General features: G+C 66.4%; 16 protein-coding genes. 5 read left to right on the plus strand and 11 right to left on the minus strand.

What is annotated here, in order from left to right; translation table 11 throughout:
* Positions 1 to 165: 165 nt before the first annotated feature.
* The 3 genes from BXU08_RS02585 to BXU08_RS02595 are packed head-to-tail and all read left to right on the plus strand — an operon-like array spanning position 166 to position 7,970.
* Positions 166 to 2,217, plus strand: coding sequence for an autotransporter assembly complex family protein (locus BXU08_RS02585; RefSeq protein WP_253190477.1), 2,052 nt, complete (start codon positions 166 to 168; stop codon positions 2,215 to 2,217).
* Positions 2,217 to 6,455 carry a translocation/assembly module TamB domain-containing protein gene (locus BXU08_RS02590; protein WP_077508522.1) on the plus strand — a complete coding sequence of 1,413 codons (4,239 nt, stop codon included), beginning with the start codon at positions 2,217 to 2,219 and terminating at the stop codon, positions 6,453 to 6,455. Before BXU08_RS02585 ends, BXU08_RS02590 begins: the two co-directional genes overlap by 1 nt.
* A gap of 51 nt (positions 6,456 to 6,506) precedes the next feature.
* On the plus strand, positions 6,507 to 7,970 hold the full coding sequence (locus BXU08_RS02595; protein ID WP_150125387.1) for an NAD(P)/FAD-dependent oxidoreductase: 1,464 nt from the start codon (positions 6,507 to 6,509) through the stop codon (positions 7,968 to 7,970).
* On the opposite strand, the gene BXU08_RS02600 is transcribed toward BXU08_RS02595, so the two are convergent.
* From BXU08_RS02600 to BXU08_RS02630, 7 genes are all read right to left on the minus strand, one after another.
* Complete coding sequence (locus BXU08_RS02600; RefSeq protein WP_077508524.1) at positions 7,967 to 9,184, minus strand: NAD(P)/FAD-dependent oxidoreductase; 1,218 nt, start codon at positions 9,182 to 9,184, stop codon at positions 7,967 to 7,969. The two genes, BXU08_RS02595 and BXU08_RS02600, sit on opposite strands and share 4 nt — an antisense overlap.
* A gap of 16 nt (positions 9,185 to 9,200) precedes the next feature.
* Positions 9,201 to 9,653, minus strand: a complete 453-nt coding sequence (locus BXU08_RS02605; protein WP_077508526.1) for a MaoC family dehydratase — start codon at positions 9,651 to 9,653, stop codon at positions 9,201 to 9,203.
* 96 nt (positions 9,654 to 9,749) lie between these two features.
* Positions 9,750 to 11,672, minus strand: coding sequence for an acetyl/propionyl/methylcrotonyl-CoA carboxylase subunit alpha (locus BXU08_RS02610; RefSeq protein WP_077508528.1), 1,923 nt, complete (start codon positions 11,670 to 11,672; stop codon positions 9,750 to 9,752).
* Positions 11,669 to 11,974 (minus strand): DUF3088 family protein, encoded by a 306-nt coding sequence (locus BXU08_RS02615; protein ID WP_077508530.1) that lies wholly within the window; start codon positions 11,972 to 11,974, stop codon positions 11,669 to 11,671. Before BXU08_RS02615 ends, BXU08_RS02610 begins: the two co-directional genes overlap by 4 nt.
* A complete protein-coding gene (locus tag BXU08_RS02620; protein ID WP_253190478.1) occupies positions 11,971 to 12,447 on the minus strand; it encodes a nuclear transport factor 2 family protein in 477 nt (158 codons plus the stop codon). Before BXU08_RS02620 ends, BXU08_RS02615 begins: the two co-directional genes overlap by 4 nt.
* Before the next feature lie 10 nt (positions 12,448 to 12,457).
* The gene (locus tag BXU08_RS19460; protein WP_253190479.1) at positions 12,458 to 12,718 is read right to left on the minus strand and encodes a DUF559 domain-containing protein; all 261 of its coding nucleotides are present in this window, start codon (positions 12,716 to 12,718) and stop codon (positions 12,458 to 12,460) included.
* A gap of 116 nt (positions 12,719 to 12,834) precedes the next feature.
* Positions 12,835 to 14,436 carry a carboxyl transferase domain-containing protein gene (locus BXU08_RS02630; RefSeq protein WP_077508534.1) on the minus strand — a complete coding sequence of 534 codons (1,602 nt, stop codon included), beginning with the start codon at positions 14,434 to 14,436 and terminating at the stop codon, positions 12,835 to 12,837.
* A 125-nt stretch (positions 14,437 to 14,561) separates the two neighbouring features.
* Between BXU08_RS02630 and BXU08_RS02635 the strand changes: the two genes are divergently transcribed.
* Together BXU08_RS02635 and BXU08_RS02640 are read left to right on the plus strand one after the other, a co-directional pair.
* Complete coding sequence (locus BXU08_RS02635; protein WP_077508536.1) at positions 14,562 to 16,634, plus strand: M13 family metallopeptidase; 2,073 nt, start codon at positions 14,562 to 14,564, stop codon at positions 16,632 to 16,634.
* Between the two features lie 19 nt (positions 16,635 to 16,653).
* Positions 16,654 to 17,829: an SGNH/GDSL hydrolase family protein gene (locus BXU08_RS02640; RefSeq protein WP_077508538.1), complete on the plus strand. Its 1,176-nt coding sequence runs from the start codon at positions 16,654 to 16,656 to the stop codon at positions 17,827 to 17,829.
* 142 nt (positions 17,830 to 17,971) lie between these two features.
* On the opposite strand, the gene BXU08_RS02645 is transcribed toward BXU08_RS02640, so the two are convergent.
* The 4 genes from BXU08_RS02645 to hppD form a co-directional block, all read right to left on the minus strand.
* Positions 17,972 to 19,120 (minus strand): isovaleryl-CoA dehydrogenase, encoded by a 1,149-nt coding sequence (locus BXU08_RS02645; protein WP_077508539.1) that lies wholly within the window; start codon positions 19,118 to 19,120, stop codon positions 17,972 to 17,974.
* 81 nt (positions 19,121 to 19,201) lie between these two features.
* Positions 19,202 to 19,558 carry a Rieske (2Fe-2S) protein gene (locus BXU08_RS02650; RefSeq protein ID WP_253190480.1) on the minus strand — a complete coding sequence of 119 codons (357 nt, stop codon included), beginning with the start codon at positions 19,556 to 19,558 and terminating at the stop codon, positions 19,202 to 19,204.
* A 105-nt stretch (positions 19,559 to 19,663) separates the two neighbouring features.
* Positions 19,664 to 20,944: a homogentisate 1,2-dioxygenase gene (gene hmgA, locus BXU08_RS02655; RefSeq protein ID WP_077508543.1), complete on the minus strand. Its 1,281-nt coding sequence runs from the start codon at positions 20,942 to 20,944 to the stop codon at positions 19,664 to 19,666.
* 99 nt (positions 20,945 to 21,043) lie between these two features.
* Positions 21,044 to 22,090: a 4-hydroxyphenylpyruvate dioxygenase gene (gene hppD, locus BXU08_RS02660; RefSeq protein WP_077508545.1), complete on the minus strand. Its 1,047-nt coding sequence runs from the start codon at positions 22,088 to 22,090 to the stop codon at positions 21,044 to 21,046.
* Between the last annotated feature and the right edge of the window lie 16 nt (positions 22,091 to 22,106).

Below are 22,106 nucleotides of genomic sequence, written 5' to 3' on the forward strand. Positions count from 1 at the left end.
AAGTCGGTCGTTACGCTAGCGAGTGGGCCCGGGTTGCGGCTCCCGAGGAGGCGCGTGCGTAAAGGGGTGAAAGCGGTGTGGATTGCCGCACTGGCGGGGACTGCGTTCCTGCCGGGGATTGCGTGTGCGCAGGTTTCCGATCCAGGGCCGGGGCAGGGCGCGCCAATGTCCTTGCCCAATCCCGAACCGGTCCAGACGACGCCACAGGACAGCGCCGCGCAGGACGAGGCGATCGTTCCCGATGCCGAATTCGAAGCGGCGTTGCCCAAGCTAAGCGACGATATGAATGCGCCGCTGGAGCCCATGAAGGGTTTCGACAAGCCGCAGGTTACCCAGCCGGCGACGCCGGGCGCCGTAACCAGCCAGATCGAGAGCTTCCCGCCGCCGGCGGCCGAGGCGCCCGAATTCGCGCGGCCGCTGACGCCGCTCGCCGAATTCAAGGTCGAGCCGGTCAAGATCGAAGGTGTCGACGACGAGAAGGTGGCGACGATCCGCTACACGACAGTGGTCGAGGGGCTCGACGCCGTCGGGCTCGAGGACCGGTTCCGCGATCTCTCCGCGCTGGAGGATGGCGACGGCAAGGCGGCGAACGCGACGATGGTTTCGGCGCGGGCGCGCGAGGACGAGCGGCTTGCGGTGCGGCTGATGCAGTCGCTTGGCTATTATGACGGCACCGCGATCTCGATGATCGACCAGAACCCCAGGAATTCGGGCAATGTCCGCGCGACGATCACGGCGACGCCGGGCAAGCTCTATCGGTTGGGCCAGGTCAATGTCGTTGCCGGACCCACGGTTCCGGCGGGGCTGGTCGACCGCGAGCTCAACCTCAATCCGGGCGATCCGATCCAGGCCGAGCGCGTCCAGGGCGCCGAAGCCAATGTCAGCCTGAGGCTGCCGCAGCAGGGCTATCCCTTCGTCAAGCTGGGCGAGCGCGACATCCTGCTCGACGAGGAAACCCAGCTCGGCGATTACACCCTGCCGGTCGAGCTCGGGCCGCGCGCGGTATTCGGCGAGATCGTCAGCCAGGGCGAGCGCCCGGTGTTCGATGTCGAGCACATCAACATCCTGCGGCGCTACAAACAGGGGGCGATCTACGATTCCCGCCAGGTCGACGATCTGCGCGAGGCGCTAGTTGCGACGAGCCTGTTCTCGACCGTCGCGGTCGAGCCGGTGAAGACCGGTCAGCCGGGGCCCGACGGCACCGAAGTGGTGAACCTGCTCGTCCGCCAGAATGCCGGGCGGCCGCGCACGCTGGCCGGCGAGATCGGCTACAGCACCGGGCAGGGCTTCCGCGCGGAGGGCAGCTGGACGCACCGCAATTTCTTCCCGCATGAAGGCGCGCTGATCGGCAGCGCGGTGCTCGGCACGCAGGAACAAGGCATCTCCGGCACGTTCCGCCGATCGAACGCGGGCCAGCGCGACCGCACGTTCCAGATGCAGGCGGGGATCAATCATTCGGATTATGCCGCGTATGAATCCTACACCGGCACGCTGGCGGTACGATGGTCACGCGATTCGACGCCGATCTGGCAGAAGCGCTGGACCTATTTCTACGGCGCGGAACTCGTCGGATCGAACGAGGACCAGTATAATTACAACAAGGGCGCGCGCGATCGCGGTACCTGGCTGATCGCGGCGCTGCCCGGCTTTGTCGGCTATGACGTTTCGGACAATCTGCTCAATCCGACGCGCGGCTTCCGCCTGAAGGCCAATGTCAGTCCTGAGACATCGGTGCGCGGCTCGATCCGGCCCTATGCGCGGCTGATGGTCGAAGGCACGGCCTATTACCCGGTGTCTTCCAGCATCGTGATTGCAGGCCGGGCGCGGGTCGGCTCGATCCCCGGCATCGCTCGCAACGATCTGCCGCCCTCGCGGCGTTATTATGCCGGCGGCGGCGGATCGGTGCGCGGCTTCGGCTATCAGGAGCTGGGCCCGCGCTCGCCCGACGGCAAGCCTGTGGGCGGGCGCAGCCTCAACGAATTCGCGCTCGAGGCCCGCTATCGCTTCGGCAATTTCGGGATCGTGCCGTTCGTCGATGCCGGACAGGTCTATGAGGGGCTCTACCCGACCGGCCAGAACATGCGCTTCGGCGCGGGGATCGGCGGGCGGCTCTACACCAATTTCGGGCCGCTGCGCGTCGACGTGGCGACGCCGATCGGGCGCAAGCCTGGCGAATCCAAGATCGCCCTCTACATTTCGATCGGACAGGCATTCTGATGGCGTCCGACCTTCCCGAGACCGAAATCACCAACGATGCCGAAGCGCCGGTGACGCATGTCGTCGAACGGGCACCGCTCTGGCAGCGCATCGTCAAATGGGGCGCAGTCGGCGTCGGTGTGATCGCGCTGCTGCTCGGCGCGCTCGTCATCGGGATCAATACCCAGCCGGGCCGCAACTTCGTTGCCCAGCAGCTGAGCAAGCTCACGCTGGCGTCCGGGCTCAATTTCCGCATCGGCCGGATCGAGGGATCGCTGTTCGGCGCGCTGGTGCTGCGCGATGTCGAGGTGCGCGATACCCAGGGCGTGTTCGCCACGTCGAAGGAGATCGCGCTCGACTGGCGGCCGCTCGCCTATGTCCGCAACCATGTCGACGTCCGCAGCCTGACCAGTCCCGAAGTGAAGCTGCTGCGACTGCCCGCGCTCAAGCCATCGACCGATCCGAGCGGGCCGCTGCTGCCCGATCTCGACATCGACATCGCCCGGCTTGATGTGGCGCGCATCGACCTGGCGCCGGCGGTGGCCGGTCAGCGGCATATCGGGCGCCTCAAGGGCAGCGCACGTATCGCCGGCGGGCGGGCCGAACTCGCGCTGGACGGCGGGACCGTCGCCGCGCCGGGTGTGGCCGGCGGCGATGCGCTGGTGCTCAAGCTCGACGCGGTGCCCGAGCAGAACAAGCTCGATATCGACATGCGGCTGAACGGCCCGGTCGGCGGCTTCGTCACCGGGCTCGCTGGCCTCGACCGGCCGATCGCAGTGACGGTCGGCGGGCGCGGCAACTGGCAGAACTGGCGCGGACAGGCGGCGGGCACGCTGGGCGGACGCAAGCTCGCCGATCTCGCCGTGAGTGCGCAGAACGGCCGCTTCCAGGTTCGCGGCCCGACGTGGCCCGGCGTATATATGGAAGGGCCCGTCGAACGGCTGGCCTCGCCGCAACTCGATGTCGAGGCGGACGCGGTGTGGAAGGACCGTACTGCGAACGGCGTGCTCAAGCTGCGCTCAAGTGCGATGTCGCTCGAAGCCAAGGGCCTTGTCGATCTAGGCCGCAACCGTTTCAGCAATCTCAACATCGATGCGATGCTGCTCACCCCCGGGGCGATCGCGCCCAATCTCAACGGCCGCTCGGTACGCGCCGCGCTGGCGCTCGACGGGCCGTTCAATGCGCCGGTGGTCGACTACAAGATCCAGGCCGCGGCGCTGGGCTTTGGCGAGATGGTCGTCGAGAAGCTCTATGCCGAGGGCCGGGCTCGCGTCGATGCCGACCGTATCCTCATTCCGGTGCGCGCGCGCGCGGCGCGGGTCAGCGGGCTCAATGCTGCGGCCGGCGGGCTGGTGACCAATTTGTCGGTCGCCGGCGACCTTGCCATCTCGGGCGCGCAGATCCTCTCCGATAATTTGCGCCTGCGCTCGGACCGTGTCGATGCAACGGCGATCATCGCCGCCGACATGAGCACCGGCCGCTATACCGGCGCGATCAAGGGCCGGATAAACGACTATGCGATCAACGGCGTCGGCGTGGTCAATCTCAAGACCGATGCGCAGCTCTATGCAGCGCCCGGCGGCGGCTGGGGTATTCGCGGGCAAGTCGCGGCCGAGACGCACCGCCTTACCAATGCGAGCGTGCGCGATTTCCTGGGCGGCAATGCAGTCGCGTCGGCGCGGGTCAATCTGGATCCCAAGGGCATCATCGCGGTCAGCGACATCCGGATGCGCGCGCCGCAATTCCGCATCCTGCGCGGCTCGGGGCGCTATGATCCCGCCGGGCCGATCCTGATCAACGCCGATGCGGTGTCGACCGTATACGGCCCGCTCAGCGCACGGGTGACCGGGTCGCTCACCGCGCCACAAGTGCTGCTGCGCGCCGCGCGGCCGGGGCTTGGCGTCGGGCTGGTCGATCTTGAAGCGCGGGTTCGCGGACGCGGCAATGCCTATGCGATCGTGGCGACCGGCGGGACCAATTACGGGCCGTTCAGCGCGAACGTGCTGGTCCGCAACGGCCGCACGCTCGGCGTCGACATCGAAAGCGCGCGCTTTGCCGGCATGGATATCGCCGGCAGCCTCCAGCAGACTGCCGCGGGACCGTTCGCCGGGCGGTTGACCTTCGCGGGCTCGGGGGTGAACGGCAGCGCCGATCTAGCCGCGCAGGGCAAGTATCAGCGCGCCGACGTCCAGGCGCGGGCGCTCAACGCCGCGATACCGGGCCAGGCCGGGCTGACGATCGGCCGCGGGCTCGTCACCGCCAGCGTCGTGCTGACCGAGACGCCGCAGATCGTCGCCGATGCGCAGATCGCCAATTTCCGCAGCGGTCAGTTCGTGCTCAAGACCGCGCGGGCGAAGGTCGATTACCAGGGCGGTAACGGCACTGCGCAGGTGGTGGCGACGGGATCGTCGGGCGTGCCCTTCCAGATCGCCGCCAATGCGCGCCTGTCACCGCAGCAATGGCTGGTCGCGCTGCAGGGCCAGGGGAGCGGGATCAAGTTCCACACGGTCAATCCGGCGCGGATCGACATCGCCGGCAGCGCCTATCGCCTGCTGCCGACCCAGATCGACTTCGACCAGGGCACCGCGCGGATCGCGGGCAGCTATGGCAACGGCATCGCGCTGCAGGCGCGGCTCGACAAGCTCGACCTCGCGGTGGTCAACGGCTTCATGCCGGGGATCGGCGTGGGCGGCACGGCGAGCGGCAGCCTGGATTTCGCGCAACCCGATCCCAATGCCTTCCCGAGCGCCGATGCGCGGCTCGAGATCGACAATTTCACGCGGTCGAGCCTCGCCACCGTATCGACCCCCGTAGATGTCAGCTTCGTCGGCAAGCTGCTGCCCGACGGCGGCGACATGCGCGCGCTGATCAAGCGCGGCACGACGACGATCGGGCGTGTCGTCGCCACGTTGCGGCCGCTGGGGCCGGGGGCTGGCTCGTGGACCGAGCGGCTGTCCGGCGCGCCGCTTTCCGGCGGCATTCGCTATAACGGTCCCGCTGCGGTGCCTTTCTCGCTGGCCGGCCTGTCCGACCAGCATCTGACCGGACCGATCGGAATCGCCGCCGACTTCTCGGGCCGTGTCGAGGCGCCTGATCTCACCGGCGTCGTGCGCGGCGAAGGCCTGACCTATGGCAACGAGACCTATGGCACCCAGATCACCAACCTGAAGATCGACGGGCGCTTCTCGGACGACGAGCTGATCCTCAACGACGCGAGCGGCAAGGCGGGCGACGGCACGATCAAGGCGCAGGGCCGGATCGGCTTCTCGGCCGCCAACGGCTATCCAATGAGCCTGACCGCCGACTTCAACAATGCGCGGCTCGCGCGCAGCGATGCGCTCGGCGCCACCGCGACCGGCAAGATCACGGTCACCAAGAACCCGCAGGTTTCGAAGATCGAGGGCCGGCTCACGATCCCCGAGGCGCGCTACGAGATCATCCGCCAGGGCGCGGCCGAGATCCCCGAGCTCACCGGCATCCGCCGCAAGAGCCAGCTGGTGGCGAATGGGGATACTGCGGCCAAAGCGCCCGCACGCAATGCGTCGATCTTCGACCTCGATCTGCGGATCGTCGCCGACAACCGGATCTTCGTCTCGGGCATGGGGCTCGAATCCGAATGGAGCGCGCGGATCGTCGTGGGCGGTACCAGTGCGGCGCCCGAAGTGCGCGGCACGATGGAAATCGAGCGCGGCACCTACAGCTTCGCCAGCCGCCGCTTCGAAGTGACCCGCGGCACGATCCGCTTCCAGGGCGGGCAGCTGTCGAACCCGACGATCGACATCGCGGCAACCACTACAGCGGAGGGGATCACGGCGATCCTGTCGGTGTCGGGCACCGCGCAGCGGCCGCAGATCGCGTTCACCTCGACGCCGACGCTTCCGCAGGAAGAAGTGCTGGCGCGGCTGTTCTTCGGGACCAACGTGACCAATTTGTCCGCGACTGAGGCGATCCAGCTGGCCGCGGCGCTCAATTCGCTGCGCGGGACCGGCGGCGGCCTCAATCCCCTCGGCCAGCTTAAATCGGCGACGGGTATCGACCGCCTGCGCATCCTCGGCGCCGACGATGCCAGCGGGCGGGGCACTTCGCTCGCGGCGGGCAAGTACATCACCGACGACATCTATATCGAGATCATCACAGACGCCCGCGGCTATACCGCTACCCAGATCGAGATCGCGCTCACCCGCGCGCTGAGCCTGCTCTCGCAGACCGGTTCGTTCGGCGGATCCGGCGTGAGCCTGCGCTACTCACGCGATTATTGATGCTGGCCCGGCTATTTACAGTGTTGTAAGCAGTCGGCCGGGGAGGGCCGGATGAGCGAGCATTTCGACGTCGTGGTGGTGGGAGCCGGGATTTCCGGCATTGGCGCGGGCTGGCATTTGCAGGCCAACAGCCCCGATCGCAGCTATGTGATCCTCGAAGGGCGGGAGCAACTGGGCGGGACCTGGGACCTGTTCCGCTATCCCGGCATCCGCTCGGATTCGGACATGTACACGCTCGGCTTCTCGTTCAAGCCGTGGACGCAGGCCAAGGCGATCGCCGATGGTCCGTCGATCCTGCGCTATCTCGACGAGACGGTCCGGGAGAACGGCATCGACCGGCACATCCGCTATAGCCACCGCGTCAAGCGCGCCGACTGGTCTAGCGCGGACGCGCGCTGGACAGTGGTGGTGGAGCGCGGAGGCGAAGAGATGCTCTTTACTTGCGGCTTCCTGTTCATGTGCACGGGCTATTACAATTACGACCGCGGCTATTCGCCCGACTTTCCCGGCTTTGCGGACTTCAAGGGACAGGTCGTCCATCCGCAATTCTGGACGGACGATATCGATTATGCCGGCAAGAACGTCGTTGTGATCGGCAGCGGCGCGACTGCGGTGACCCTGGTGCCCGAGCTGGCGAAGCAGGCGGCGTCGGTGACGATGCTGCAGCGCTCGCCCACCTATATCGTCGCGCGGCCGTCCGAGGACAAAATCGCCAATTGGCTGCGCGGCAGGCTGCCAGCAAAGGCCGCCTATGGCATCACCCGCTGGAAAAATGTGCTGCTCCAGCAATATTTCTTCCGGGCGATGCGCAAACATCCGGGCAAGGCGAAGAAGGCACTGGTCGACATGGTTCGGGCCGAGTTGCCCGGGCATGACGTCGATACCCACTTCACGCCGAGTTATAATCCCTGGGACCAGCGCCTCTGCCTCGTTCCCGACGCCGACCTGTTCGCGTCGATCCGCGAGGGCAAGGCCGAAGTCGTCACCGATACGATCGAGCGCTTCACCGAGACGGGGATCCGGCTGGCGTCGGGCAGGGAGCTTGCGGCGGATCTGGTCGTCACGGCGACGGGCCTGGAGATCCAGCTGCTGAGCGGCATGCCGGTCATGGTGGACGGCACGCGCTTCGAGCCAGTGAAGCACATGACCTACAAGGGCATGATGTTCTCCGACGTTCCCAATTTCGCGATCTCGTTCGGCTACACCAATGCCAGCTGGACGCTGAAGGCCGATCTGACGGCAACCTACGTGACGCGGCTGCTCAACGCGATGAAAAAGCGCGGGATGCGGCAGGTGACGCCGCGGCTCAAGGCGCCGGTCGAGGATGCGCCGTTCCTCGAATTCACCTCGGGCTATGTCCAGCGCGCCGCCGCCCATCTGCCGCGGCAGGGCACCCGCAAGCCCTGGCGGGTGCACCAGAATTACACGCTCGACGTGATGGCGCTGAAATATGGCGGCATCGATCAGGAGATGGAATTCTCCAATCCCGAGCCAGCCAGGCGCCGCGCCGCTTAAGCCAGCAGCGATTTCGCCGCTGCGACGCCGGTCTTGTAGGCACCATGCACCGTCGAGAATTCGGTCGGCGAACAGGCTTCCCCGGCGAAGCGGATGCGCGGATCGACCGGCTCGGCGAGCACCCGCCGTGCATCGGCCTCGCCCGGCAGCGCGTGGCTGTAGCTGCCGAGGATATGATCGGTGCGGCCCCACGCCGAGCCGGCGACCAGCCTAAGTCGTTTGCGCCAGCCGCTCCCCAGAAGTCCGCACAGTTCGTCGAGCGCGAAGGCGTCGGCACCGTCCAGCCCCGCGGCCTCCATGGCCTTGGCGCCTTCGCCGCCGAACATCACCTCGACGACAGGGCGGCCGAACGGCCATAGCGTATAGGTGCCGGTGATCGCCGCGCGGGGATTGCCGAGCAGATGGGCGTTCGCATCCATCTCCGCGTCACCGTCGATCGCCAGGAAGAGCTTGTCGGCAAGCCCCAGCGGCAGCCGCGACGCAGCGTGGAGCACGGCATCGTGTGCCGCGTCGAAGCGGATCGCGCCGCGTGCCAGCACGTTGGTGGAGACCGTGACGATCGCCGAGCGCGCGCGGATCGTGCCTTGCCGGGTACTGATGCGAAGCAACTGGTCGCTGCTATCGATTGCGGTGACGGGGGCGGAGAAGCGCGTACGGATTGCGGCTGCATGCGCGGCGACCAGCGCGCCATAGCCCTGGACCACGCGCCAATCGGTCTCGGTCGCGGCGTCGTCATAGGCAAGGTAATCGCGGATCGAGACCTCGGCATTGCCCGCACCGTTGATGTAGCCGCTCAGCGCGTCGAGATAGCCGTTCCATTCGCAGCCCGGCGCCAGCGCATCGGCGGCGCGGTCGCTGGCGGGCGGGTCGTCGCGCATCCGCCGGTCGAACGCCTCATAGGCCTTGCCCGCATCGGTGCGTTCCGGGGTGGAGAAGCCGAGATCGCGCCATTGCTCGCGCCAGCGCGGGAGCGTGCGGTCGACGGTGAACCCGCTGGATTCGGCGATGCCGACCCACGGATTATGCTCGGCCGAATGAAGCCAGCCCGCGCCGAGATCGAGCGGCATATTGTCGACCTGCACGGTGTGCGCGCGCCCGCCGAGCCGATCGCTCGCCTCGAGGATCAGGGTTTCGACTCCGGCATCGGCGAGCGTCCGCGCTGCGGCAATCCCCGCTGCACCCCCGCCGATCACTGCGACATTCACTTCGTTCATCGTCGCTCAACGCCGCTCAGGTGGCGCGGCTCCGCAGCAGTGCCGAGCGGAAGCACTCGCAGACCAGTTCGCCGCGCTGGTTGTGCATCTGGTGTCGCCACGTGACGATTCCCTGGCCAGGACGCGACTTGCTAGGGCGAAGTTCGGTGACTTCGCTGCTGGCGCGCAGCGTGTCGCCGAGGAACACCGGCTTCGGCATCACCAGCTTGTCATAGCCCAGATTGGCGACGAGCGTTCCCGCGGTGGTGTCGCCCACGGTGATCCCGACCATCAGGCTGAAGGTGAAAGTGCCGTTGACGAGGATCTGGCCGAACTCGCTCGCCCGCGCCGCCTCGGCGTCGATGTGCAGCGGCTGAGTGTTGTGGGTGAGGGTGGAAAAGAGCAGATTGTCGGTTTCGGTCACCGTGCGGCGCAGGTTGTGCTCGATCCGGTCGCCGATCTGCCATTCCTCGTAAAATCTGCCTGCCATCTACCAGTCCCGTTCGTGCTGAGCTTGTCGAAGCACCGTCCTTGTTCTCCTGGAAGAATGGCCCCTCGACAAGCTCTGGGCGAACGGTTTTTGCCGCTATTCTTCGGCCTTCTCGATCCGCACCAGCAACACGCCTTCGCTGACCTGCGCGCCGGGAGTCGCGTTCATCTCGCCGACCACCCCATCGAATGGCGCGGTGAGGCTATGCTCCATCTTCATCGCCTCGAGCGTTACGAGGCGCTGGCCCTTGGCGACAATGTCGCCGCTGCCGACTTCGACCGCCGTAACCCGCCCCGGCATCGGGGCGAGGATCGCGCCGTCGCCTGCCGTGCTCGCGCGGGAGACTTCGGCAAATCGACGGAAGGTGAAGGCGGCCCCGCCCTCGAAATAGGTGGCTTCGCGCAGGTTGTGCGATGCGCCGTTGCTGACTTCATAGGTGGCTGCGCTGTCATAGAGCGCGAGATCATAGGCGAAGGTGGGCAGCGGTTTGCTGTCGAGGTAGAGCGACACGCGCGTCTCTGGCAGGCGATTGAGACGAAAGCCGGTGAGGCCGCGCTTGAAGTCGAGCGCGCGATGCTCCCACGCAGAGGGCTTGCCCCAATTGTCGAAGATCAGGCGCTCCGCCGCTTCTTGCAGCAATAGCGGGCTGGGCTCCGGCGGGGCAGTCAGTTCGTCGGCGAACGCGCCGATGAAGCCGGTCGAAATCTGGCCCGAGGCGAATACCGGATGCTCGACGAGCCGCCGCAGAAACCAGGCATTGGTGCGGACTGGTGCACAGCAGGTAGCCTCGCACCCTTGCGCCAGAGCCGTTCTGGCATCGTCGCGGTCGGCGCCGCGCACCACGATTTTTGCGATCATCGGATCGTAGAACGGCGAAATCGTGTCGCCTTCCTCCACCCCGGTTTCGATCCGGGTCTCCTGTGGCAGGTACAGATAGTCGAGCTTGCCGGTGCTCGGCAGGAAATCGCGTGCCGGGTCCTCCGCATAGAGCCGCGCTTCCATCGCCCAGCCGTCGATCTTCAACTCGCCCTGCCGCTTCGGTACCGCCTCGCCCGAAGCCACGCGCAGCTGCCATTCGACCAGATCGACCCCCGTGATCTCCTCGGTCACCGGATGCTCCACCTGGAGGCGCGTGTTCATTTCCATGAACCAGATGCGGTCGGCGCGCAGGCCTTCGCTGGCGTCGGCGATGAATTCGATCGTGCCCGCGCCGACATAGTCGACTGCCTTGGCGGCGCGGACCGCCGCCGAGCAGATCGCATGGCGGGTGGGCCAGTCCATGCCCGGGGCGGGGGCCTCCTCGATCACCTTCTGGTGGCGGCGCTGGAGCGAGCAGTCACGCTCGAACAGATGGACGACATTGCCGTGGCTGTCGCCGAACACCTGCACTTCGATGTGGCGCGGCGAGAGGATGTATTTCTCGATCAGCACGCGATCGTCGCCGAACGAGGAGGCCGCCTCGCGCTTGCAGGACTGCAGCATTTCCGCGAATTGCTGCGCAGCATCGACGCGGCGCATGCCCTTGCCGCCGCCGCCCGCGACGGCCTTGATCAGCACCGGATAGCCGATCGCATCAGCCTCGGCCTGGAGGCGTTCGGGCGACTGGTCCTCGCCGAGATAGCCGGGGGTTACCGGCACGCCCGCGGCGATCATCCGCGCCTTGGCGGCGTCCTTCAGCCCCATCGCCCGGATGCTGTCGGGCCTGGGGCCGACCCAGACCAGCCCGGCGTCGATCACCGCCTGGGCGAAGTCGGCATTCTCGGACAGGAAGCCATAGCCGGGGTGGATCGCCTCGGCGCCTGTCGCCTTGGCGGCGGCGATGATCTTGTCGCCGACAAGGTAGCTTTCGCGCGCCGGCGAGGGGCCGATATGCACTGCCTCATCAGCCTGGCGGACATGGAGCGCGCCAGCGTCGGCGTCCGAATAGACGGCTACCGTGCGCACGCCCATCCTCCGTGCGGTGCGGATGATCCGGCAGGCGATCTCGCCGCGATTGGCGATGAGGAGGGAACGGATCATGGATGGCGCTCCGGAAAGCCATGGCGCTCGGCGAGCGCGGCGAGCAGCGCTTCGATCTCGTTTGCAAAACCGCCGTCCCAGACGAGCGCGGGCAGGTTCTGGTTCGCCTCGCCGATCGCCGCGATCACTGCAGCGCGCGGACGCGGATAGGCGACATGGACAACGTTGATGTTCGCCGCGCGATCGGGGAAGGCGGCGAGCAGGCCCTCGATCGTGATACAGTCCTTGCAATAGAAGCTGCGGCCGGGAAGCGCCGGATCGGCGAATTCGGGTTCGAGCAGGAACAGCGTGTCGCGGCTCATTGGCCGGGGCATCCGGTGGTACGGCGCGACCAGGTGATGTTGAGCACCTTCCACGCACCGGCTTCGCGGACCAGGTCGAAATGGTTGACGCCGCAATGCGCGACCTTGCCGTCGATCAGGAAGACATAGTCGCCCCAGACCATCGCGATGTCGCCATCGACTTCGATCGCCGGGCTGGGCATCCGTTCCTCATAGCGCTCAGGCCCAGCGGTAAGACCGCCGGCGAATTCGGTCCAGCTGCGGCCGTTGATCACCGGGGTGCCGTCGGGCTTGGTGCCGGTCGCGGTGGCGCGTCCCTCGGCGCGGACGTGCGGCAGCGCGGCTTGGCCGTCGCGGCGCGCGATGGCAGTGAAGATGCCGTTGATCGGCGCGAGTACCGCGGCTTCCTCGGTGCCGGGCGGGGGCAGCGCCGTGCCCTTGACGATCGGCGCGACCGGGGTGGTCTGCAGCGCGAGGAGGAGAGGGAGCAGCATCGGCATTCCTTCAAAATTCCTCCCCGGAACGGGGAGGGGGCCCGTCCGAAGGACGGTGGAGGGGGCCCCGCTCTCGGCAGGCGACGACAAGGCCGGTGATCACGGCACCGAGATCCTTCAGGATCTCCACAGCGGGAATGCGTAGCGTCAGATAGCCAATCTGCGGGTTCTGCCGCCGAAACCGGAAGCCGTCCGGTTCTTTCCTTAGCTGCTGCCAGAGCAGCACTTCGGGGAAGGACATTTGCTTGCGGTCGGCGCGGGCCTTCTTCACATCCTTGATCGGCGCGCGTAGTGCCTTTGGCTGGCGTGGGCCCCCTCCGCCACTCGCCTTAGGCGAGCGGCGCCCATCCCCGTTCCGAGGAGGAATTCTAGGGCTCGCCTGCATCATCACATCCGGAACACCCCGAACGCCGGCCGCTCGGGGATCGGGGCATTGAGTGTTGCCGCGAGGGCTAGGCCGAGCACGTCGCGCGTCTGCGCCGGATCGATGATGCCGTCGTCCCATAAACGCGCGGTGGCGTACCACGGATTGCCTTCGTCCTCGTATTTCGCGCGGATCGGCGCCTTGAACGCTTCGGCCTCCTCGGGCGTCCATTTCTCGGCGTCGCGGTGGACCGTCGCCAGCACGCTCGCCGCCTGCTCGCCGCCCATCACCGAGATGCGGCTGTTGGGCCAGCTGAACAGGAAGCGCGGCGAATACGCCCGCCCGCACATGCCGTAATTGCCTGCGCCGAAGCTGCCGCCGATCAGCACGGTAATCTTGGGGACCGTCGCGGTGGCGACGGCGGTGACGAGCTTGGCGCCGTGCTTGGCAATACCTTCGGCCTCGTACTTGCCGCCGACCATGAAGCCGGAGATGTTCTGGAGGAACAACAGCGGAATGCGGCGCTGGCAGGCGAGTTCGATGAAGTGCGCGCCCTTCTGCGCGCTCTCCGAGAACAGGATGCCGTTATTGGCAATGATACCGACCGGCATGCCCCAGATATGCGCGAAGCCGCATACCAGCGAGGTCCCGTAGAGCGCCTTGAACTCATGGAATTCGCTGCCGTCGACGATCCGCGCGATGACCTCGTGCACGTCATAGGGCGCGCGGACATCCTCGGGGACGATGCCGTAGAGCTCTTCCGCGCCATATTTGGGCGGGCGGGGATCGAGCAATGCGATGTCGGGCGTGCGGTCCGCAGGCAAGTGGCTGACGATGTCGCGGACGATGGTCAGCGCATGCTCGTCGTTCTCGGCGACATGATCGACCACGCCCGACTTGCGGCCGTGCAGGTCGCCGCCACCCAGATCCTCGGCGCTGATCACTTCGCCGGTCGCGGCCTTCACCAGCGGCGGCCCGGCGAGGAAGATCGTGCCCTGGTTGCGGACGATCACGCTCTCGTCGCTCATCGCGGGGACATAGGCGCCGCCCGCGGTGCAGCTGCCCATCACGCAGGCAATCTGCGGGATGCCGAGCGCGGACATGTTCGCTTGGTTGAAGAAGATCCGGCCGAAATGGTCGCGGTCGGGGAACACCTCGGCCTGGTGGGGCAGATTGGCGCCGCCCGAATCGACGAGATAGATGCAGGGCAGTCGGTTGGCCTCGGCGATCTCCTGCGCGCGGAGATGCTTCTTGACCGTCATCGGATAATAAGTGCCACCCTTCACCGTCGCATCGTTGCAGACGATCATGCAGGTGCGCCCCGAGACCCGGCCGATACCCGCGATCATCCCCGCGCCGGGGACTTCGCCTTCGTACATGTCGCAGGCGGCTAGCTGGCCGATTTCGAGGAACGGTGAACCGGGATCGAGCAGCCGTTCGACTCGCTCGCGGGGGAGGAGCTTGCCGCGGCTGGTATGACGTTCACGCGAAGCTTCCGGTCCGCCGAGGGCGGCCTGCGCGACATCTGCGCGCAAACGCTCGGCCAGCGCGCGGTTATGCGCGGCGCGGGCGCGAAATTCCTCTCCTTCGAGCGATACCTTGGTCTCGAGCACCGGGGCGCTCATTAGGGCATCCTTCCTGTCCTAGTTTTCCCCTGCCTACACCCGTGCCGGCCGGTTGGAAAGACTGGTACGCGCGCCGCTGCGGGAGTAGCACGCAGCACGACTGGAATGAGTGGGAGAGCCCGAAGGTGACACGCGCGGCGTTGTTTGCACTGCTTCTCGCAACCGCGGCCTGCACGCCGGGGGGAGGCGCGCCGGGGAACGACGCTGCCACCCAGGCGGGCGCCGGAATCGGAGTCGACGTCGCGGGGCTCAACAAGAGCGTAAAGCCGGGCGACGATTTCGACGAATATGCCAGCGGCGGCTGGCGCGCGCGCACCGAGATTCCGGCCGACCGTTCGAGCACCGGCGTGTTCCTTGAAGTGTTCAACAAGGCCGAAGCCAACAACGCCGCGATCATCCAGGCCGCACTCCGCGCCAATGCCGCGCCGGGCACCGACCAGCGCCGCATCGCCGACTGGTACAATGCCTTCACCGACACTGGGGCGATCGACCAGCGCGGACTGGCACCGCTGGGCACCGAGATGGACGCGATCGCGGGCCTGTCCGACAAGAAGGCGCTGTCGGCGATGCTGGGCGCCAATGTGCGAGCGGATGTCGACCCTTTGAATGCGACCGATCTCGAGACCGAGAATCTGTTCGGGCTGTTCGTCACCCAGGCGCTGGACCGGCCCGACGCCAATCTGCCCTATCTGCTGCAAGGCGGGCTCGGGCTGCCCGAGCGCGATTACTATCTGTCGGACAAGCCCGAGATGGCGACGATCCGCAACCAGTATCGCGCCTATATCGGCAAGCTGCTGAGCCTTGCCAACATCACCGAGCCCGACACCCGGGCGCAGCGCGTGTTCGAGCTCGAGACCAAGATCGCGCGCGCGCATACCGACATCGTCGCCAGCCAGGACATCCACAGGGCCAACAACCCGTGGAAAAAGGCCGATTTCGCCAGGAAGGCGCCGGGGATCGACTGGGATGCGTTCTGGGCCGCTGCAGGGCTGGGCGGGCAGCAGGACTTCCTCGTCTGGCAGCCACAGACCGTCGCCGCCGTGGCGAAGCTGGTGGCGAGCGAGCCGCTTCAGGCGTGGCAGGACTGGCTCACCTTCCACCGCATCAACGAAGTCGCCGACGTGCTGCCGAGCGCATTCGACCAAGCGCATTTCGAGTTCTTCAGCCACACGCTGAACGGCCAGCCCAAGCCGCGCCCGCGCGACAGGCGCGCGATCGGATCGGTCAACAACTGGCTCGGCGACGCCGTCGGCCAGCTCTATGTGAAGGACTATTTCCCGGCGTCGTCCAAGGCAGATATCCAAGCAATGGTGAAGGGTATCCTCGCCGCGTTCGACAAGCGCGTCGCCGCGCTGCCGTGGATGGCCGATGCGACCAAGGCCGAGGCGCGTCGCAAGATCGCCGGCATGCAGGTCGGGATCGGCTATCCCGAGACCTGGCGCAGCTATGCCGCCCTCGACGTGAAAACCGACGATCCGGTCGGCAATCTGCGCCGCGCCGAGCTGGCCGAATATCGCCACCAGATCGGCAAGCTGGGCAAGCCGGTGGACCGCGGCGAATGGTGGATGACGCCGCAGACGGTCAATGCCGTGAACCTGCCGCTCCAGAACGCGCTCAACTTCCCGGCCGCGATCCTGCAGGCGCCCTTCTACGATCCGGGTGCCGATGCGGCGGCCAATTACGGCGCGATCGGCGCGGTGATCGGGCACGAGATCAGCCATAGCTTCGACGATCTCGGTGCCAATTTCGACGCGACGGGGCGCCTGCGCAACTGGTGGACGCCGCAGGACCTCTCGCGGTTCAAGGCGAGCGGCAAGGCACTGGCCGCGCAGTATGACGCCTATGAGGCGCTGCCGGGCCTCCACCTCAAGGGCCAGCAGACATTGAGCGAGAACATTGCCGACGTCGCCGGGCTGACTGCGGCGTACGAGGCATATCGGGCCTCGCTGGGGGCCAAGGCGGCGCCGGTGATCGGTGAGCTGACCGGCGACCAGCGCTTCTTCCTCGCTTATGCCCAGGCGTGGCGCGACAAGTCGCGCGAGCAGACGCTGCGCGCGCGCATCGCCACGGACGCACATGCGCCGGCGCGCTGGCGGGCGCAGACGGTGCGCAACCTCGATGCCTGGTATCCGGCTTTCGACGTGACCGCGGGGCAGAAGCTGTTCCTGACGCCCGAGCAGCGCGTGAAGGTCTGGTAAGCAAAAAGGGGAGACGAGGATGCGGGGGATGAAGATCGTCGCGGCGGCAACGGCGCTTTGGCTCGTTGCGGCGGCACCGGCGGGCGATCGCTGGACGCGCGCGTGGACCGCGAGCATGTGGCAGGCGCCGGCCGATCAGGTAAAGACGCTGGAGAATGTCACGATCCGATCGGCGGTGCGCGTCGGCGCGGGTGGCGGGCAAATCCGGTTGCGGCTCGCCAACGATTATGGCGCGGCGCTGACGATCGGTGCGGCGACGGTGCGGCTCCCCGGCGGGCAGGCGGTGCGGGTTACGTTCGGCGGCCAGGGCTCGGTGCGCGTGCCAGAGGGGGCGCCGCTGGTCAGCGATCCGGTTGCGCTGCCGGTCAAGGCATTCGACGTGGTCGAAGTTTCGCTGTTCTTCCCCGAAGCGACGCAGCTCAACACCGTCCACGACGTGGTCGGGCAGAAGACGCTGGTCTCGGCCCCTGGAGACCATAGCGCCAAGGATTTTGCGCCTGCTGAGCAATGGCGCCTGCGCCCGCTGATCGCGGGGCTCGACGTATTGGCGGTAAAGCCGCGTCCCGTGATCGTCGCGTTCGGCGATTCGATCACCGACAATGTCGGCTGCGCCAACGACGCGATGCCGCGCTGCCGCTGGGGCGACGTGCTCGCGCGGCGATTGACCGCTGCCGGCATGCCGCATGTCGTGGTGACCCAGGCAATCTCGGGCAACCGCATCCTGGCGCATGGCACCGGACCCAGCGCGCTGTCCCGGTTCGACCGCGACGTGCTTGCGGTGCCGGGGGTCAGCCATGTCGTGCTGCTCGAAGGGATCAACGACATCGGCAATTCGGGCCGCGAAGTGAACGGGGTGCCGCGGCCGACGATCACCGCGGACCAGCTTATCGCGGGCTACAGGCAGCTTGCGGTGCGTGCGCATGAGCGCGGCATCAAGGTCTATGCGATGACGATCCTGCCGTATGAAGGTGCGGGCTATGCGACGCCGGCAGGGGAGGCGATGCGGGTACAGGTCAACCAGTGGATCCGCGCGTCCAAGGCATTCGACGCGGTGATCGATATGGAGAAGATCGTCGCCGATCCGGCCAACCCGAAGCGACTCGCTGCGAACATTCAGGGCGGCGACAATCTGCACCCTGATGGGCGTGGGGAGACCTTGATGGGCGAGGCGATCGATCTGAAGCTGTTCCGGTAATCTCCCGCTCCTGTTGAGAGCGGGAAGGGGCCACCGCGAAGCGGTGCGAAGGGCGAGGGCATAGGTGCCCGCAATCTGCCCTCACCCTTCCGCCGACTTCGTCGCCTCCCTCCCTTTCCCGAAGGGAGAGGGAATTCGAGATTTAGCCCCCAATCAATTCCCGGCCGATCAGCATGCGGCGGATCTCGTTGGTGCCGGCGCCGATATCGAGCAGCTTGGCGTCGCGGGCGAAGCGTTCGACCGGCCAGTCCTTGGTATAGCCTGCGCCGCCCAGTGCCTGGATTGCTTCGAGCGAGACCCGCACCGCATTTTCGCTCGCCAGCAGGATCGCGCCTGCCGCGTCGAAGCGGGTGGTCCGTCCGGCGTCGCAATTCTTCGCGACAGTATAGACATATGCCCTCGCCGAATTGAGCGCGACATACATGTCCGCCACCTTGGCCTGCATCAGCTGGAAATGCCCGATCGGCTGGCCGAACTGCTTCCGCTCGCGCAGATACGGCAACACTACGTCGAGGCAGGCCTGCATGATCCCGAGCTGGATCCCGGCGAGCACGGTGCGCTCGTAATCGAGCCCCGACATCAGCACGCCGACGCCGCCGTTTAGCGGGCCCATCACCTGCTCGTCGGAGACTTCGCAATCGTTGAACACGAGTTCGGCGGTGGGCGAGCCGCGCATCCCCATCTTGTCGATCTTCTGGCCGATCGAGAAGCCGGGCATGTCCTTCTCGATCAGGAAGGTGGTGATGCCGCGCGATCCCTCGCCGGTCTTTGCATAGACGACCAGCGTGTCGGCATAGGCTGCGTTGGTGATCCAGAATTTGGTGCCGTTGAGGACATAGCCATTGGCAGTCTTCTCGGCGCGCAGCTTCATGCTGACGACGTCGGAGCCGGCGCCGGCCTCCGACATCGCGAGGCTGCCGACATGCTCGCCCGAGATCAGCTTGGGGAGATATTTGGCCTTTTGCTCGGGGCTCGCCCAGCGGCTGATCTGGTTGACGCACAGGTTCGAATGCGCGCCGTAGGAAAGCCCGATCGAGGCCGAGGCGCGGCTGACTTCTTCGCACGCGATGACATGCTCGAGATAGCCGAGGCCGAGGCCGCCATATTCCTCGTCGACAGTGATGCCGTGAAGGCCGAGCTCGCCCATCGCCGGCCACAGCTCGCGCGGGAACCAGTCCTCGGCGTCGATCCTGGCGGCAAGCGGGGCGATCTTGTCGGCGGCGAAGCGCGCAGTGGTCTCGCGGATCATGTCGGCGGTCTCGCCGAGACCGAAATCGAGCGTGGGTTCCATCTTGCCTCTCCTTGAGGACGTGTCAGCAATGCTGTCCTATTTGACTTGCTTTTCGCCGATCTCGCGTGGGATCGCAAGCACTCAGGCGGTGACGATCATGCCGTCGCTTACCGTCACCGGCCAGGGCCGCAATCGCGCGCCGACGCATGGGCCGCCGACGCAAATGCCGTCCTCAATTCGATAGAGCGCGCCGTGCCAGCTGCACTGGATGAGGCTGGCATCGGGCGTGAGATATTGGTCGAGTTCTTGCGCGAGTGGCAGCGCCATGTGCGCGCAGAGATCGACATAGCCATGCACGGCGTCACCCTTCCGGACGACGAAGCCATGAAAGCGGCCGGCGCGTAGTTCCAGGACGAAGTTGCGGGCGGTGTCGTCTGGGATGAGCGTGAGGGGGCCTAGCTTTACGCCGGGTGGGGTGGCGGTGAGGCGTTCACCCACAGCCGTGCCCCCTGAGTTTGTCGAAGGGCGGTTGTTCGTCATCCGCGCGGGAAATAGAAATACGGTGCTTCGACAAGCTCAGCACGAACGGCGTAGGGTTGACCGTCACGTCGGCAGTACCGCCTTCGGAAACCCCTTCCACGCCGCATCATAATCCGGCTGCGCGCGGTCCAGGGCGAACTGTGTCGGCCGATACGGCCAGCACGTCTCCACCATGAACGCCATCGTCCCTTCGATCTTGTGCGGCTTGAGCTCGGCGTTCGACGCGCCTTCCCAACTCGCCAGATCGGGGCCATGCCCGGACATCAGATTGTGCAGCGATAAGCCGCCCGGCGCGAAGCCTTCGGCCTTGGCGTCGTAGGCGCCGTGGATCAGCCCCATCGCTTCGCTCATCACGTTGCGGTGGAACCAGGGCGGACGGAACGTGCCTTCGGCGACCATCCAGCGCGGCGGGAAGATCACGAAATCGGCATTGGCGCGGCCGGGGACGTCGCTGGGCGACGTGAGCACGGTGAAGATCGACGGGTCGGGATGGTCGAAGCTCACCGTGTTGATCGTGTTGAACCGCGACAGATCGTAGCGCCACGGCGCGAGATTGCCGTGCCAGGCGACGACGTCGAGCGGCGAGTGATCGAGCGTCGTCGTCCACAGGCTGCCGAGATATTTCTGGACCACCTCGGTGGCGTCGTCGCGGTCTTCGAACCAGGCGGCGGGGGTCTCGAAGTCGCGCGGGTTAGCTAGTCCGTTGGCGCCGATCGGGCCGAGATCGGGGAGGCGGAACAGCGCGCCGTGGTTTTCGGCGACATAGCCGTGCGCTTCGCCATCGGGGAGCAGTGCGCGGAACTTAACGCCGCGGGGAATCAGTGCGATCTGACCCGGCGCGACTACGATCCTGCCCAGCTCGGTCAGCAATTCGAGCCGCCCGGCTTGGGGGATGAACAGCAGTTCGCCATCTGCGTTGACGAAAACGCGGTCAATCATGTCCTTGTTGGCGACGTAGAGATGGACGGCGACGCCTTCGAGATCGGCGGGATCACGGTTGGCGAGCATCGTGGTCATGCCGTCGATCAGATCGGTAGGCGCGGTGAGGGCGGGGATCGGGTCCCAGCGCAGGCGATTGGGCGGCAGCGGCGCGTCCACCGTGCCGGGAGCGAAGTGCTTCGCGCCTTCGTAGCGGACGAAGGGCGGGTGTTCGGCGGTGGGTCGGAGGCGATAAAGCCAGGAGCGCCGGTTCTCGTGGCGCGGGGCGGTGAACGCGCTGCCCGACAGCTGTTCGGCATAGAGGCCGAAAGCGGGCCTTTGCGGGCTGTTGCGGCCGACAGGGAGCGCGCCGGCTACTGCCTCGGTGGAGACATGGTTGCCGAAGCCGGGGAAATAGTCGGTCATTGGCTGATCCTAGAACCCTTCTCCCAAGGGGAAAGGGAATTGGCCGGGATCGCGTCGCAGCTTGCGCCGCGCCGCGTCCCGGCTCTTCCTCTCCAAACCTTATGCGTCGACCTTGATTACGCCGCGGCGGATCTGGTCGAGTTCGATGCTCTCGAACAGCGCCTGGAAATTGCCGTTGCCGAAGCCCTCATTGCCCTTGCGCTGGATGATCTCGAAGAAGATCGGGCCGAACATGTTCTCGGTGAAGATCTGGAGCAGCAGGCCTTCGCCGTTCTCGACGCTGCCGTCGATCAGGATGCGATTCTTGCGCAGGCGCTCGACGTCCTCGCCATGGCCGGGGACGCGCTTGTCGATCAGCTCGAAATAGGTCTCGATCGTATCCTGCAGCTTCACCCCGCGGGCACGCAGCCGCTCGACGGTATCGTAGATGTCGGGGGTGGTCAGCGCGAGGTGCTGGATGCCCTCACCCTGATATTCGCGGATGAATTCCTCGATCTGGCTGGTGTCGTCCTGGCTCTCGTTGAGCGGGATGCGGATCGCCTTGTCGGGAGCGATCATCGCTTGGCTGAACAGCCCGGTCGCCTGGCCCTTGATGTCGAAATACTTCTGCTCCTCGAAGCCGAAGAGCGTCTTGTAGAATTGCGACCACACCTGCATCTGCCCGCGGCGGACGTTGTGAGTGAGGTGGTCGAGCAGGTCGAGCCCGACATTGTTCTCTGCCTCGGCCTGCTGCCAGCCGGGGATTTCCTGCCAATCGGCGTAGAGGTCGGTGCCGTCCTGGATGAAATAGAGGTACGAGCCGCCAATGCCCTCGATGACGGTGTCGTCCTCGATCGTAGGCTTGGCGCCATGCTCGAGCGCCCAGGTCATTGCGGCTTCGGGGTCGGCGACGCGGAACGCCATCGCGCTGGCCGAAGGGCCGTGCGCCGCGCGGAATTCGGCGACGCGACCGGTCTCGTCGCGGTTGAGCATCAGGTTGATGCGGCCTTGTTTGTAGCGCGTGACGTTCTTGCGCGGATGCGTGTGGCTGGCGACGAAGCCCATCTGCTCGAACTGGCGCGCCATCGCGTCCGGATCGGGCGACGTGAATTCCACGAACTCGAAGCCGTTAAGGCCCAAGGGGTTCGGATTTGCAGGATCGGTCATGCACTGCAGATACGCC

The organism is Sphingomonas sp. LM7 (assembly GCF_002002925.1).
Classification (GTDB): Bacteria; Pseudomonadota; Alphaproteobacteria; order Sphingomonadales; family Sphingomonadaceae; genus Sphingomonas.